Origin of the sequence: Streptomyces sp. Ag109_O5-10, assembly GCF_900105755.1 — a bacterium.
Taxonomy (GTDB): domain Bacteria; phylum Actinomycetota; class Actinomycetes; order Streptomycetales; family Streptomycetaceae; genus Streptomyces.
Genome location: NZ_FNTQ01000001.1, coordinates 5233451 through 5247843 on the forward strand (window position 1 = coordinate 5233451; position 14393 = coordinate 5247843).

Genomic DNA, 14393 nt, shown 5'->3' on the forward strand with positions numbered 1-14393 from the left:
TCGGGTGCGAGGTCCGGCGGTCCGCCGGGACCATCGACCATGACTTCACAACCTCAGAACTCCGACTGGCACTTCACCGACGACGTCGACGAATTCCTCGCCCTCGCCCGTGACTTCCTCCACTCCCGCCCGGACCTGTACACCGTCCACCTCTCGGTGACCGCGCAGCTCCGGCGGCGAGGTCCGCGGACGTACGGCGGCGACCCACCGTTCCTCGGTGTCCTGACCCGCGGCGACGGCGGTGTGGCCGCGACCCTGCTCCACACGCCCCCCTACGCCCTGAACGTGACTCGCCTCGCCGCCGCCGAGGCCGAGACGCTGGCCGAGCGCCTCCTCGCCCTCGGCCACCCGGTGTCCGAAATCTGCGCCGACGGCACCACGGCGGCGGCGTTCGCGGCGGCCTGGGAACGGCGGACGGGGGTGCCGGGAAAGCTGCACGAGCTGCAACGCCTGTACCGGCTGGCCGAGTTGACGCCCCCCGTGCCGGCGCCGGAGGGGCGGCCGAGGGTGGCCGAGGCGTCCGACCGGGACCTGCTGATCCGCTGGTACGAGGGGTTCGTCGCCGACGCGGGCCTGCGGGCCGGCGGGGATGCCGGGCAGTGGGCGGACTTCCGGCTCTCGTACGGCGGCGTCACCCTCTGGGAGACCCCCGACGGCACCCCCGTCTCCTTGGCCGGCCTGACCCCGGAGGTCGCCGGCCAGGTCCGGGTCGCGCCGGTCTACACCCCGCCGGAACTGCGCGGCCGCGGGTACGCCGGGGCGGTGACCGCGGAGGTGAGCCGGGCGGCGCTGGCCGCGGGGGCCGCTGAGGTGCTGCTCTTCACGGACCTCGCGAATCCCACGAGCAACGCGCTCTACCAGCGCATCGGCTACCGGGAGGTGGCCGACTGGGCGGTGTACGAGTTCGGGGCCTGACGTCCGTCGTCCGCGGCGCCGCCGGACCGTCGCTCGGACAGGTCCGGGGACGGGGCTTCGGAGCGCTGTACTTGCGAGGGCATTCGGGGAGGCACACGCTGGGAGCAAGGCATGCCGACCACCGTTTGGACCGAGCGCGGACGGGCGCGGAGCCCGTGGGATTCCGTCGCCCGCGCAGGGAGCGGGTGCCCGATGAGGCTTGTCGTCGATCTCAACCGGTGCCAGGGATTCGCGCAGTGCGTCTTTCTCGCCCCGGACGTCTTCGCCCTGCACGGCGAGGAGGCGCTGCTGTTCTCCCCTCGCTTCGACGAGGAGCACCGGGACCGGGTGGAGAAGGCCGTCGCGGCCTGTCCCGTCCAGGCCATCCTGGTCGACTACTCCGACGAGCCGACGAAGCGGGTGGAGTCCCATGTCGGCTGACACGGACGTCGAGGTCCTGCGGCGTCAGGGCGCGCGAGCAGGGCTTCACCGGATCGCTGACGATGATCGGCGACGAGCCGTACGAGCCCTACGACCGGCCGCCGCTGTCCAAGCAGGCGCTGCTGGGGCGGGCCCGGCCGGAGGACACCGCGCTGCCGCGGCGCCGTGACATCGACGCCGAGTGGCGGCTGGGCGTCGCCGCCGAGGAGCTGGACCGGGACACCGGGCAGGTGGTCCTGGCGAACGGCGACCGAGTCGCCTACGACCGGCTGCTGATCACCACCGGGACCCGGGCGCGGCCCTGGTTCCACCCGGACGAGGCCGCGCTGGACGGGGTGTTCGTGCTGCGTACCCGGGACGACTCCGCGCGTCTGACCCGGAAGCTGGCCGGAGGCGTGTCGCGGGTGCTGGTGATCGGCGCCGGTTTCACGGGGTCCGAGGTCGTCTCCGCCTGCCGGGAGCTGGGCCTGGACGTGACGGTCGCCGAACGCGGTCCGGCACCGCTGGTGGGCGCGCTCGGCGGGGTGATCGGCTCGGTCGCGGAGCGGATGCAGCGCAAGCACGGCGTCGACCTGCGCTGCGGGATCAGTGTCACCGCCCTGGAGGGCGACGACGTGGGGCGGCTCAAGCGGGCCCATCTGTCCGACGGTTCGACGGTCGACGTGGAGGTGGCGGTCGTCTCGCTCGGTGCCATGCGGAACACGGACTGGCTCGCCGGTTCGGGACTGGCCGCGGGTCCCCGGGGGATCGCGTGCGACGCCGGGTGCCGGGTGTTCGACGTCAACGGCATCGTCACCGACGACATCTACGCCGCCGGTGACGTGGCACGCAGCCCGCACCCGCTGTTCGACTACCAGTTCCTGGCGTTGGAGCACTGGGGGAACGCGGTCGAGCAGGCCGAGATCGCCGCGCACAACATGATCTGCGCGAGCCCGGAGCGCCGTCCGCACCTGTGGCTGCCGATGTTCTGGTCCTCCCAGTTCGGCGTCAACATCAAGTCGGTGGGTGTGCCCTCGCTGGGCGACCAGCTGGTCGTCGCACAGGGGACCCTCGCCGAGGAGCGGTTCGTCGCGGTGTACGGGTACCGCGGCCGTTGCATCGCCGCGGTGGCCTTCGACGGCGCCAAGTGGCTGGGGTTCTACGAGCAGCAGATCGCGTCCGGCGCGCCCTTCCCGCCGGATTACCGCACGGTCGACCGCCGGACCGAGATGCTGCAGCCGGTCGACCCCGCCTTCCCCGATCCGCACCTGCCCACCCATGGGGCCACCGTCACGCTGACGGGGCACTCGCCGAGCGAACGGCGGGTCGAGTTCGTCCCGTCGCACGCCTGAGCACCGGCCCGGTACCGCCCGGAGCCCCGAGGAGACGCCATGACGCCCGACCCCATCTCCGCGCAGATCGTCGACTACGCCAACCGGGCCGATCCGTACCCGCTCTACGCGGAGCTGCGCAAGACACCGGTGCGGCGCGAGGACGACGGCACCTACCTGGTCAGCACCTACCACGAGGTGCGGAGCCTGGCGAACGACCCGCGGCTGAGCAACGACACGAGCAACCGGCCGCCCGGGTACGCGCGCACCGGGCAGCCGGCGGAGGAGACCGGTCTGCCGCCCAGTTTCATCTTCACCGACCCGCCCGTGCACGACCGGCTGCGCGACACCATCAACCGGCCCTTCGGTCCACCGCACAGCCCCAGATTCCTCGACGGCCTGCGCGGCGAGCTGGCCACGGTGGTCAGCGGGCTGCTGGACGCCTTCGAGGGCAAGGACCAGGTCGACATCGTCGAGGACTTCTCCTACCCCCTCCCCGTCACCGCGATCTGCCGGGTCCTCGGCGTGCCGCGCGAGGACGAACCGCGCTTCCACGGCTGGGCCGACGCCCTGGCGTCGTCACTCGATCCCGCCGCCGGCGGCGCCGGCCAGGAGGAGGCACAGCGGGCCCGCCAGGAGCTGGGCGCCTACCTGAACGACCTGATCGAGACCAAACGCCGCAACCCCGGCCCCGGGATACTCAGCGCGCTCTCCCACGAGATGACAGCGGCGGACCTGGAGGCCACCGCGGTGCTGCTCCTGGTCGCCGGCCACGAGACCACCGTCAACGCGATCACCAACACGACCCTCACCCTGCTGCGCCACCCGGATGTCCTCGAACGGCTCCGGGGGGAGCCGGAGCTGGCCGTCCCGCTCATCGAGGAAGTGCTGCGCTACGAGCCCCCGGTCCAGTTCATACCGTTCACGACCGCCCTGGCCGACATCGACGTCGCCGGCACGACCATCCCCAAGGGCTCGCCGGTCTGGCTCATGCTGGCCGCGGCCAATCGCGACCCCGTGCGCTTCCACGACCCCGACCGGTTCGATCCCGACCGCAAGGACAACGAGCACCTGGGCTTCTACACCGGCATCCACTACTGCTTCGGCGCCCCGCTCGCCCGGATCGAACTCCACGCGGCCGTGCCCGAGCTGTTCAGGCGGGTCAGGTTCACCGGGCTCGTCGAGGACCCGCCGCCGTACCGGGCCAACGCGGTGCTGCGCGGCCCCCGGCACCTTCCGGTGGCCATCGAGGGTCTCACCGCCTGAGGTGTGCGCTCATGGCCACAGCAGGTGCTTGCGCCACCTGCCGTCCCCCGCCGGGACGTAGCGGAGCCGGACGTGCCGGCGGTCCGGGTCGCCCTGGAAGAACTCCGCCTCCTGCGGGCGCAGACGGTAGAGGGTCCAGGTCGGGGAGGGCGCGGCCGGGTCGGCGCGGGCGCGTTCCCAGGCCGCCTCCGACTCCTCGCGCAGTTCCTCCAGCGAGGACAGGAACCCGCTCTGGCGGCCGGTGAGTGCCGCCGCCAGGGCGCCCGTCGAGCGGGCGTGCAGGTCGGCCTGGCTCTCCTCCGAGGGCGCCGCGGTGACGGGGCCGCGGAGCCGGACCTGGCGGCCCAGCACCGGCCAGTAGAAGGCGAGGGCCGCGTACGGGCGGGCGCTCAGCTGGTGCCCCTTGCGGCTGGTCGCGTGCGAGGCGAAGGACCAGCCGTCCGCGTCCGCGCCGTGCAGCATCACGATCCGGACGTCCGGGCGGCCCTCGTCGTCCGACGTCGCCAGCGACACGGTGTGCGGCTCCGGCTGGCCGGCCGCCACCGCCTCCGCGAACCAGGCGGTGAACAGCGGGAGCGGGGCGTCGGGTGCCGACTCGGGGTCGAACGGCCGTAGCTCCGTGGTCCCGGGCGACCAGACGCGGAGCGACTTCAGGAGCGCGTGAAGATCCGTTGCTGCCATGTGCCGAGTATCACTCGGTACCTCCCGCACCCGCGCCATCAGCCACCTCGCGCGGCGGTCCGGGGGCCCTGCGGCCAAGCCCCGGGGCACAACCGGGCGAACCGCTGCGCACACCTGTGCCCCGGCCCCACACTGTCCGGCATGAGGGGACCGAAGACCGTCAAAGTGGCCGTACGCCACGTAAACGGTGATGCCGGGCGGCGCAGGACACGGGCCGTCACCTGGGCCGCGCGCGACTTCCGGCTGGTGCGGCCGGCCGAGGGCCGGGACCGGGTCGAGCTGGAGTGTCCCGTCTGTACGGCGGCCGTCCTCGCCGAGGTCGCGGACCACGCGCGCACCCGGCGGGTGCGGAGCGTCTGGGCGGCCGTGTCGGCGCTGTCCCTCCTCGTGTCCGTCGCCGCGCTGGGCTACGCCGTCCACGAGGCGGGCAGGGCGCTGCCGGCCCTCATCTCGGCCGGCGTGTGCGTCGCGGTCGTCGGGCTCGTCGTGGCGCTCACGGCGTGGCTGCGCGGCCGTCACCACATCGGCGTCGTGCTGCTCGACGGTCCCGCGCCGCGCCGCGGCCACCGGATCGTGCCGGTACGCGGTTGAGCGTTGCGCGGGTCGGGCTGTTCGTCCACGCGGGTCCGTGGGGCCGGCCGCGTGGTTCCTCGCGCACCTTCGGGGCGCCGTCCGTCAGTGTCGGGAGAACTGCACCCCGGTCCGCTGCGCGACGTCCGGGCGTACGGCGAGGGCCGGCACGGTGAGTTGCTCGCCGTAGATGTCGGTGAGGCGGATCTCGCCGCCGCAGCCGGTGCCGTGTTCGGAGAGGAAGTAGTTGTACCCGGTGCGGGTCAGCGCCAGCCAGCCGCCGCCGGTGCGGACCTCCAGGCGGGCCAGCGGGTTGCGGTGGCCGATCGCCTGGATGCCGCACCAGTACCGGCTGGAACCGGTCTTGTAGCGGATCGAGACGGTGTCGGGGACGGCCGGGCTCAGCAGGCTCCAGGTGATCGCGATCCGGCCCGCCGAGAGCGGCGCGAGCTTGGCGAACGCCTGTCGGCTGAGGTCGAGTTGGCCGACCGCGCAAGGGGCCGGGCACTCGTTGGTGATCCGTACGGTGACGGACGTACCGCTCGCCGTGCGGACGGCGACGTACGCGCCGCAGGCCTTCGCCGTCTCGTAGTCCGCGGTGTTCATCGCCGCGGTCAGCACGTCGGAGGTCGGGCCGAAGGAGCAGGCGCCGTCGCCGTTGCCGGCGTCGTAGGAGGTGGCGACGCCCCGGTAGGCGGCGCCGGGGCGGATCCGGCCGGCCGCGGGGGCGGTGGTGGTACGGGTGGCGCCGTTCGCCGCCGCGTGGGAAGGGGTTCCGGACGCCGCCGCCGAGGGCTTCGGCGACGCCGGTGGCCGCCTGCTCCCGGTGGGGGCCGGTGACGGCGTGGACGGTTTCGGTGACGGTCTCTTCGGGGCCGCCGCCGCGCTCGTCACGGCTTCGGACGCGGGCCCGGACGCCGCCCGGTCCTGTCCGGTGACACCGGCCGCGGCACCGGGCCGGAAGGCCACGACCAGGGTGACGACGAGGGCGACGGCGGCCACGGCGGCGACCGCGAGCAACGGGCCGCGGACCGGGCGCCACCCGAAGTCCTGGTCCGGCTTCGGCCGCGTGCGGCGGCGGTGTGAGGAGGAGGCCACGGAGGGATCCTTACGCGGTTCGGCGGTGCATGTCCTTCGAACGACTCGAAGCTTCCGGTACAGCGGTTGCCGCCGGAGCCGGAAAGGTTGCCGCCGCTCGTCGGGAAACATGTCCTCCCGCTCACCCCCGCCCCAGCACCACCGTCCCCGAGGAGCAGAACCAGCCCCCCGTCCCCGACGCCACCCCCAACTCCGGCAGCCCCCCGTCCGCCCGCCGCACCTGCCGCCGCCCGGCCTCGCCGCGCAGTTGCCGTACCGCCTCCACCAGGAGGAACAGGCCGCGCATGCCGGGGTGCTGGGCCGACAGGCCGCCGCCGTCCGTGTTCACCGGAAGCTCTCCGCCCGCGACCCGCAGCCGTCCCTTCTCCACGAACGCCCCACCCTCGCCCTTCGCGCAGAAGCCGAGGTCCTCCAGCGTGACGAGGGTCATGTAGGTGAACGCGTCGTAGATCTCGGCGAAGTCGATGTCGGAGGGCGTGACTCCGGCCCGGCGGAAGGCCAGTCGCCCGCTCACCGCCGCCGGGGAGACCGTGAAGTCCGCCCACTCCGACATGGTGGCGTGGGAGAGGGACTCGCCCGTGCCGAGGACCCACACCGGGGCGGTCCTGCAGTCCGGTACGTACTCCTCGGCCGCCAGCAGGACCGCCGCGCCGCCGTCCGAGCGGATGCAGCAGTGCAGCTTGGTGAAGGGGTCGGCGATCATCGGTCCCGACAGGACCTCGTCGACGGTGATCGGGGCGCGGAACATCGCGTCCGGGTTGAGCGCCGCGTTGGCCCGTGCCTGGACCGCGATCTCGGCCAACTGCTCGACGGTGGTGCCGTGTTCGATCATGTGGCGGCGGGCGGCCATCGCGTACTTGGCGATCAGGGTGTGGCCGTAGGGGACCTCGAACTGCAGGGGGCCGCGGGCGCCGAAGGACAGGTTCCCGGTGCGCCGCCCCGCCCTGATGTCGGCGCGGGCCGTAGAGCCGTACACGAGCAGGACCGCGTTGGCGTGGCCCGCGGCGATCGCGTCCGCCGCGTGGGCGGCCATGACCTCCCAGGTCGAGCCGCCGACGGAGGTGGAGTCGGCCCAGGTGGGGTGCAGGCCCAGGTACTCGGCCACCTCCACGGGTGCCAGGGTGCCCAGCCCGGCGGACGCGAATCCGTCCACCACCGCACGGCCGAGGCCGGCGTCGGCCAGCGCGCGGCGGGCCGCCTGGGCGTGCAGGGCGTAGGGGGTGGCTTCGTCCACCCGGCCGCAGTCGGACAGCGCCACGCCGACCACGGCGACCTTGCGGGGGCCAGTCATGAATCTGACGGTACATCAGATCCCTGCGGCTCCGCCCCTGTGCATCCGCATCCGCCACCCCTAACATGACGGACCGTCAGATCGTCAGGAGGTCCGGCCATGGACGCCCGCTTCACCGACGAGCAGGACGAGATCCGGCGCGCCCTGCGTGAACTGCTCCACAAGCGCTGCGGCCCGCAGGACGTGCGGGCCGCCGTCGACAGGCCCGAGGGGTACGACCCCGGCCTGTGGACCGCCCTCGGCGAACAGCTCGGCCTGCCCGGCCTCGCCCTCCCCGAGGCGTACGGCGGCACGGGTTGCACGAGCACCGAAGTCGTCCTCGCCGCGGAGGAGTTGGGGCGGGTGCTGGCCCCCACCCCGTTCCTCGCCACGGCCGTGCTCGCGGCCCCGCTGCTGCTCGCCCTCGGCACCGGGGCCCAGCGCGCCGCACTGCTCCCGAGGATCGCCGACGGCAGCCTCACCGCCGCCCTCGCCGTCCCCGGCACCCGGCTCGGCACCGCCCTCGCGCTCACCGGTCCCCTCGACGGCGACTGGGCGGGCGGCGGGCGGGCCGGCGGTGTCCAGGCACGGCACCGGGGGGACCGGTGGCGGCTCTACGGCGAGGCCGACCAGGTGCTGGACGGGCACAGTGCCGGGCTGCTCCTCGTCCCCGCGCACACCGGGGGGTACGCCCGCTCGCGCGTCCTGCTCTTCCTGGTGGCGGGAGACGCAGACGGGGTCGTACGGACCCGGCGGACCACCCTCGACGCCACGCGCGGTCAGGCGTGCGTGCACCTGCGTGACGTGCCGGCCGAGTTGGTCGGGGCGGACGAGGAGTCCGACATCCAGCCGGCCCTCGCCGCCCTCGGCGACACCGTGGCCGCCGTGCTCGCGGCCGAGGCGGTGGGGGCCGCCGACCGGGCGCTGGAACGGACCGTGGAGTACGTGAAGCAGCGCGAGCAGTTCGGGCGGGCCATCGGGTCCTTCCAGGCGGTCAAGCACCGGCTGGCCGACGTGTACGTGGCGGTGCGGGCGGCCCGGTCGGCGGCCTACTACGCGGCCTGGGCGACGGCGCACGGGGAACCGGTCGGCGCGCTGGCGCTCGCCCAGGCGCTGGAGGCGCTGCGCACCGCCGCGGGGGAGGGCATCCAGCTGCACGGGGGGATCGGGTTCACCTGGGAGCACGAGGCGCACCTGTACTTCAAGCGGGGCGCCGGGGACGAGCTGCTGTTCGGGCCGGGGCACCGGCTGCGCGCGCACGCGGCCGAGGCGGCCGGGCTGTTCACGGGGCGGGAGGTGGCGGTGTGATCGGCGAGCGGCTGGTGCAGAGGGTGTCCGCGACCCGGGGGTTCGCCAGGGTGGCCCCGCATGTGATCCCGGCCCTGGACCGGGCCGTGCACCGGCTGAGCGGCGGCCGGATGCTGCTCAGCGACCGGATGCTGCCCGGGGTGATCCTCACCTCCACGGGTGCGCGCAGCGGACAGCCGCGCCGGACGCCCCTGGCCTGCATGCCCTCGGGCGACGGCTGGTTCCTCGTCGGTTCCAACTTCGGCCGCGCCGGTCACCCCGCCTGGACCTACAACCTCCTCCGCCGCCCCGACGCCGAGATCAGCTGGAAGGGCCGCGACATCCCGGTCACCGCCCGGTTGCTGGACGGGCCGGAACGGGCGGACGCCTGGCACCGGCTCCTGGACTTCTGGCCGCCGTACGCCGCCTACCAGCACCGGGTGGACCGGCAGATCCGCATCTTCCACCTGACCCGCCGGTAGGACACCCCGCATCCCCGCCGACTGCCGACTGCGGCGCCGCCGTGGCTTGTCGCGCAGTTCCGGCGCGCTCCCAAAGGGGCGCTGCACCAGCGCCCCTTCTTCTGGGGGCGCGGGGAACCGCGCGATCAGCCCCCACGCACCGGCAGCCGAACTGCTGCCGGACCGTTGCCGTGGAAAGAGGCGGTGGGCCGATCGCCCGTCAGGGGCGCGGGGAACTGCGCGATCAGCCCCCACGCACCGGCAGCCGAACTGCTGCCGGACCGTTGCCGTGGAAAGAGGCGGTGGGCCGATCGCCCGTCAGGGGCGCGGGGAACTGCGCGACAAGCCCCCACCGGCCCGCGGCCGAGGGCGTACGGCCGTCCGTGTTCACGTCGGGTGTTCCGCGGAGCGGCACACGTGGTGCCGTCGTGCGTGACCGGACGCTGGAACGGCGCGTTGAGCATTCCCGCCTCCGAAAGGCCGACGAATGACCACACGTGAACCGCTCGCGTCCCGGCGTCCCACCGGCTCCTCCGCCCGCCGGCTGCGGCTCGCGGCCTGCCTCGCGAGCGCCGTGACGGTGACGGTGTCCGCGCTCGCCGCGCAGCCGGCCGGCGCCGAGAACGGCGGTCGGGCGTCCGGGCCCGGCTGCGCCGACCTCGCGCGGACGGTGCTCGCCGACTCCCACGTCAAGAGCATCAGCTCCGAGGTCGTACCCGCCTCCGGGACGCTCCCGGCGTACTGCCGGGTCGACCTCGTGCCCACCCGGGCCATCAACGTCCGCGTCACCCTCCCGCTCAGCACCGCCGACGCCGGCGCCGGCGGCACCTACACGGGCGCCTGGAACGGCCGCGTCCTCAACATGGGCGGCGGCGGCTACGCCGGCGACCTCGGCGACCTCGGCGTGGCGGTCCAGCGCGGCGAGGTCGGCTCGGTCACCGACACCGGCCACAGCTCCGCCTGGTGCGACGCGACCGACCCGAGAACCGGCGAGGCCAACGCCCAGCCCGGCTGCGGTGAGGCCGGCGGCGGCTTCGTGCTGTCCCCCTCGGGCAGGCTGAACACCGGGCAGATCGACGACTTCATCGACCGCAGCCTGCACGAGCAGACGGTCTGGGCGCTCTTCCTCGCGAAGACCTACTACGGCCGGGCCGCCCAGCGGAACTACTGGGCCGGCGGCTCCACCGGCGGTCGGCAGGGCTGGCAGATGGCCCAGAAGTACGGCGACGAGTACGACGGCTTCCTGATCGGCTACCCGGCGGTCAACTGGAACCGGTTCATCATCGGCGAGGCCTGGCCCGCGGTCGTCGTCAACGAACTGCTCGGCCCCGCCGGTCTGTCACCCGCCAAGAGCGACGCCGCGAACGCCGCCGCCGTCGCCGCCTGCGACCCCGAGGACGGCGTCACCGACGGGGTCGTCGCCGACCCCCGCCGCTGCACCTTCGACGCCCGCGAGGTCAAGGGCCTCACCGCCACGGAGGCCGAGGCGGTCGACCTCGTCTGGGACGGCCCGCGCGACGCCGACGGCAACCGGCTGTGGGGCGGCATCACCCGCGGCACCACCTTCTCGGTCCTGCTGCCCGGCGGGAACACCATGAGCCCGCTGATCGAGACCTACGTCCGCAACTGGCTGGAGCAGGACCCGGACTACGACTGGCGCAAGAACCTGACCATGGAGAACTTCCCGCGGTTCTTCGAGGCGTCCTACCGCAAGTTCGAGAAGACCGCCGCCACCGACAGCACCGACCTGTCCAAGGTCCGGAAGAACAACGGCAAGATCCTCTACTACGCGGGGACCAACGACCCTCTGATCGTGCCGTTCACCTCCTACAACTACCAGCAGCGCCTGTTCGAGCGTTACGGCGTCCAGGGCACCCGCTCCTTCGTCCGCACCTTCTACTTCCCGGGCGTCGGCCACACCGAGCCGGACCTCGCCGGCACCACCGACGTGCCGTCGCGGCTCCTGGACGCCCTGGAGGCGTGGACCGAACACGGCAGCGCCCCCGAGTCCTTCGGCCAGAAGGGCCCCGTCCCGGGCACCGGGCGTACGGTCTGCGCCTACCCGGACACCGCCGGCGCCCCCGGCGCGGACGCCTCCTGCACGACCCGGACGAGCGTGCCGGCCGACCTGGCCGCCCAGTCGACCACCGTCCTCGACCGCCGTTGAGAAGTCGGGGGAGCGGCTAGTGCCGCAACAGGCAACGTTCGCCCCGTCACGACGCCCGGCACGCACTCTCGCCGCACCGGACGGAAGCCCAAGTACGTCCAGTACGAGGACTTCCGGCCGGCACGCCGAGAGCACGCACCGGACGCCGCTCCTTGACGGGCAAACGTTGCCTGCCGCGGCACTAGAACAGCCGCTCCCCCAGCAGCAGCGCCCCGATGCCCAGCATCGCCGCCCCCGAGGTGCGGGTCACCGCGCGGGCGGCCCGGGGGCGGGCGGCGAGCAGGGCGCGGGAGAGGGCGCCGACGGCCAGGTAGACGGCGGCGCAGGCGGCCATGTGCAGGGCGCCGAGGACGGCGGTCTGGGCGGCCACCGGGAGGTGGGCGCCCGTCGTGACCAGGAACTGGGGGAGCACCGAGAGGTAGAGCAGCAGCGCCTTCGGGTTCAGGCCGCTGATCGCGGCGCCCCGCCGGAAGCCCTGCGGCCCGGCCCCCGCCCCGCCCGCGCCCTCGGCCTCCCGCGGGACCGTCGGGCGGCGCAGCACGCCCCAGCCCAGCCACAGCAGGTATCCGGCGCCGGCCACGGTCAGGGCCGTGAGCAGCCGCGGCGACCGGGCGACCAGCACCGCGAGCCCCGCGACCGCCAGCGCGGTGTGCAGCGCGTACCCGGCGATCAGGCCCGCCACCGCCCGCGGCACCGAGCGGCCGCGCACCCCCGCGGAGATCACGTACGCCCAGTCGGCGCCCGGCACGCAGACCAGCAGCAGGTCGACGGCGAGGAAGGAGAGCAGGAGTCCGGTGTCCATGGAAGGGACATTAGGAGCGATTGTCCCGAAAGTGTTTCCGAAATTTGCTCGCGAGTGCGGGTTCCGGGGGAGAATCTTGCCCATGGACGACGTGGACCGGAAAATCCTTGCCGAGCTTCAGCAGGACGGGCGGCTGACCGTGACCGAGCTGGCCGGGCGGGTGCGGCTGAGCGTCTCGCCGTGTCACCGGCGGCTGCGCGAGCTGGAGCGGTCGGGGGCGATCAGCGGGTACCGGGCGGTGGTGGACCCGGCTGCCGTGGGGCTCACCTTCGAGGCGCTGGTCTTCGTCTCCATGCGGCAGGAGGACCGGGACACGGTCGCCGACTTCGAGCGGGCGCTCGCGGAGATCCCCCATGTGCTGGACGCGCAGCGGCTGTTCGGCGAGCCCGACTACCTGCTGCGGGTGGCCACCGCCGACCTCGCCGCCTTCCAGCGGCTCTACGACGAGCGGCTCGCGACCCTGCCGGGCGTGCAGCGCCTGACCTCGACGCTGGTGATGAAGCACGTGGTGCGGGACCGGCCGTTGCCGGCTTAGGGCGGCAGGCGGTGGTTCCCCGCTGCACGGGAACCACCGCCTGCCAGACAGGACCCAGGGCGCGACTACTTCGTGGGCTTCTTCCCGGTCACGCCCAGATGCACCAACAGCGCGAGGTTCGGCTTGAGTTCGGCCTGCTTCACGCCCCAGGTCTGGAAACCCTTCTGGTGCGCGGCGACGGCCGCGAGCATGGCGACCAGCGAACCGGCCACCGCGGCCGGGTTCACGTCCTTGTCGACCCTGCCCTTGGACTGCAACTCCGTGATGGAGTCGGTCAGGGAGTTGTTCACCGAGTTCAGGATCTTCATACGGATCTTGTAGAACCGTTTGTCCCCCTCGGCCGCCCCGAGGTCGACCACGCGCAAAATCGCGTCGTTCTTGCGCCAGAACTCCAGGAAACCGTCCACGAGTTCCTGCGCGGTCACCCAGCCGGCCTTGCCGACCCAGGAGCGTCCGGCCAGCAGCTCGGTCAACTGGCCGCCCTCGGTGGCCATTTGCTCGGCGATCTCCAGGACGGCGCCTTCGACGTCCGGGAAGTACTGGTAGAAGGTCGCGGGCGAAGTGCCCGCTTTCCGGGCGACATCGATGACCTTGACGTCCCGGTAAGGGGAGGAGCTGAGCATCTCGCTGAGGCAGTCGAGCAGCTTCTGCCGGGTCGCCTGCCCACGCCGGCCGGCCACGCGGCCGTCGACGGTACGCACTTGTCCTGTCATGCCGTCAGCTTACCGAGGGGCGATCGGAGCGCGATTCGGCCGACTGCAAATGGGGTGCGCGGGTGTATAGGGGCCGGTGCGGCTGGTCTGCGCGGTGCGGGCCGGGCGGTTACTTTGACGACATGGCCGAAAACTGGGCATCCGGAAACGCGGCGGGATACGCGGAGGGCGTCCCCTGCTGGGTGGACGTGCAGCTTCCCGACGTCGAGGCGGGCAAGCGGTTCTACGGCGCGCTCTTCGGGTGGACCTTCGAGGACGCGGGACCGGGGGCCGTGTGGGCCCGCCTGGACGGCGCGGCCGTCGCCCGGCTGGCCCGGAAGCGGGACGGCCGGATGCCCACCGTCTGGACGGTGTACTTCGCGGCCCCGGACATCCGGGACCTCGCCCGCCGTGTCGTCGCCGCCGGCGGGCAGATCGTCAACGACCCCGTCCCCGTCCGCGACCTCGGCACCGCCGCCCTCGCCGCCGACCCCACGGGCGCCGTCTTCGGCCTCTGGCAGGCCGCGGGCCACCCCGGTTTCGGCGTCCGGCACGCCCCCGGCAGCTTCGCCTGGGCGCAGCTCTACACCAGCGACCTCGAAGCGGCCAATGTCTTCTACGGCCGGCTCTTCACCGCCGCCCTCTTCGGCGCCGACGCGAGGCCGGACTTCGGCCGCGCCCCGGTGACCGAGGTGTTCGCGGCCGGGATGCCGTCCCAGTTCCTCGTCCACTTCCGCACCGGGGACGTGGCGGCCGCGGCCCGGGCCGTGCAGCAGCTGGGCGGCCGGGTCCGGACGCCGCCCTTCGAGACGTCGTACGGAAAAGTGGCCGTCGTGACCGACAATCAAGGGGCGTTCTTCGCGCTGCTGGAACGCTGAGGCCGGAAACAGCCGGGTCTCGGCGGATAAATGTCTCACTT

Annotated in this window: 15 protein-coding genes; 10 read left to right on the forward strand and 5 right to left on the reverse strand. The window is 73.3% G+C overall.

Annotated features, from left to right (window positions below):
* The first annotated feature begins 39 nt into the window (after window positions 1–39).
* The 4 genes from BLW82_RS24005 (at window position 40) to BLW82_RS24020 (ending at window position 3911) form a co-directional block, all read left to right on the forward strand.
* On the forward strand, window positions 40–915 hold the full coding sequence (locus tag BLW82_RS24005) for a GNAT family N-acetyltransferase (RefSeq protein WP_093501632.1): 876 nt from the start codon (window positions 40–42) through the stop codon (window positions 913–915).
* A 192-nt stretch (window positions 916–1107) separates the two neighbouring features.
* Window positions 1108–1335, forward strand: a complete 228-nt coding sequence (locus BLW82_RS24010; RefSeq protein WP_093501634.1) for a ferredoxin — start codon at window positions 1108–1110, stop codon at window positions 1333–1335.
* Window positions 1332–2666, forward strand: a complete 1335-nt coding sequence (locus BLW82_RS24015) for an NAD(P)/FAD-dependent oxidoreductase (RefSeq protein ID WP_371131505.1) — start codon at window positions 1332–1334, stop codon at window positions 2664–2666. Before BLW82_RS24010 ends, BLW82_RS24015 begins: the two co-directional genes overlap by 4 nt.
* Window positions 2667–2705: 39 nt before the next feature.
* Window positions 2706–3911, forward strand: coding sequence for a cytochrome P450 (locus tag BLW82_RS24020; protein ID WP_093501636.1), 1206 nt, complete (start codon window positions 2706–2708; stop codon window positions 3909–3911).
* A 9-nt stretch (window positions 3912–3920) separates the two neighbouring features.
* Here BLW82_RS24020 and BLW82_RS24025 read toward each other — a convergent pair whose 3' ends face one another.
* Window positions 3921–4592: a pyridoxine/pyridoxamine 5'-phosphate oxidase gene (locus tag BLW82_RS24025; protein ID WP_093501638.1), complete on the reverse strand. Its 672-nt coding sequence runs from the start codon at window positions 4590–4592 to the stop codon at window positions 3921–3923.
* Window positions 4593–4733: 141 nt separating this feature from the next.
* On the opposite strand from BLW82_RS24025, the gene BLW82_RS24030 reads away from it, so the two are divergent.
* The gene (locus BLW82_RS24030) at window positions 4734–5183 is read left to right on the forward strand and encodes a hypothetical protein (protein WP_093501640.1); all 450 of its coding nucleotides are present in this window, start codon (window positions 4734–4736) and stop codon (window positions 5181–5183) included.
* Between the two features lie 84 nt (window positions 5184–5267).
* On the opposite strand, the gene BLW82_RS24035 is transcribed toward BLW82_RS24030, so the two are convergent.
* Entirely contained in the window at window positions 5268–6260 is a 993-nt protein-coding gene (locus BLW82_RS24035) for an RlpA-like double-psi beta-barrel domain-containing protein (RefSeq protein WP_256215933.1), read from the reverse strand.
* A gap of 121 nt (window positions 6261–6381) precedes the next feature.
* Window positions 6382–7551: a thiolase C-terminal domain-containing protein gene (locus BLW82_RS24040; RefSeq protein WP_093501644.1), complete on the reverse strand. Its 1170-nt coding sequence runs from the start codon at window positions 7549–7551 to the stop codon at window positions 6382–6384.
* Between the two features lie 99 nt (window positions 7552–7650).
* Here BLW82_RS24040 and BLW82_RS24045 point away from each other — a divergent pair, with 99 nt between their 5' ends.
* The 3 genes from BLW82_RS24045 (at window position 7651) to BLW82_RS24055 (ending at window position 11445) form a co-directional block, all read left to right on the forward strand.
* Entirely contained in the window at window positions 7651–8838 is a 1188-nt protein-coding gene (locus BLW82_RS24045; protein WP_093501646.1) for an acyl-CoA dehydrogenase family protein, read from the forward strand.
* Window positions 8835–9299, forward strand: coding sequence for a nitroreductase/quinone reductase family protein (locus BLW82_RS24050; protein WP_093501648.1), 465 nt, complete (start codon window positions 8835–8837; stop codon window positions 9297–9299). The genes BLW82_RS24045 and BLW82_RS24050 overlap by 4 nt, the downstream gene beginning before the upstream one ends.
* A gap of 466 nt (window positions 9300–9765) precedes the next feature.
* A complete protein-coding gene (locus BLW82_RS24055; protein ID WP_093501650.1) occupies window positions 9766–11445 on the forward strand; it encodes a tannase/feruloyl esterase family alpha/beta hydrolase in 1680 nt (559 codons plus the stop codon).
* Window positions 11446–11626: 181 nt separating this feature from the next.
* Here the strand turns inward: BLW82_RS24055 and BLW82_RS24060 are convergent, their stop codons facing one another.
* Entirely contained in the window at window positions 11627–12247 is a 621-nt protein-coding gene (locus BLW82_RS24060; RefSeq protein ID WP_093501652.1) for a LysE family translocator, read from the reverse strand.
* A gap of 82 nt (window positions 12248–12329) precedes the next feature.
* On the opposite strand from BLW82_RS24060, the gene BLW82_RS24065 reads away from it, so the two are divergent.
* On the forward strand, window positions 12330–12782 hold the full coding sequence (locus tag BLW82_RS24065) for an Lrp/AsnC family transcriptional regulator (RefSeq protein WP_093501654.1): 453 nt from the start codon (window positions 12330–12332) through the stop codon (window positions 12780–12782).
* Between the two features lie 65 nt (window positions 12783–12847).
* Here the strand turns inward: BLW82_RS24065 and BLW82_RS24070 are convergent, their stop codons facing one another.
* Window positions 12848–13495 carry a TetR/AcrR family transcriptional regulator gene (locus BLW82_RS24070; protein ID WP_093501656.1) on the reverse strand — a complete coding sequence of 216 codons (648 nt, stop codon included), beginning with the start codon at window positions 13493–13495 and terminating at the stop codon, window positions 12848–12850.
* A gap of 122 nt (window positions 13496–13617) precedes the next feature.
* Here BLW82_RS24070 and BLW82_RS24075 point away from each other — a divergent pair, with 122 nt between their 5' ends.
* Window positions 13618–14352, forward strand: coding sequence for an AfsK-binding protein KbpA (locus BLW82_RS24075; protein WP_093501657.1), 735 nt, complete (start codon window positions 13618–13620; stop codon window positions 14350–14352).
* The last annotated feature ends 41 nt before the right edge of the window (window positions 14353–14393 follow it).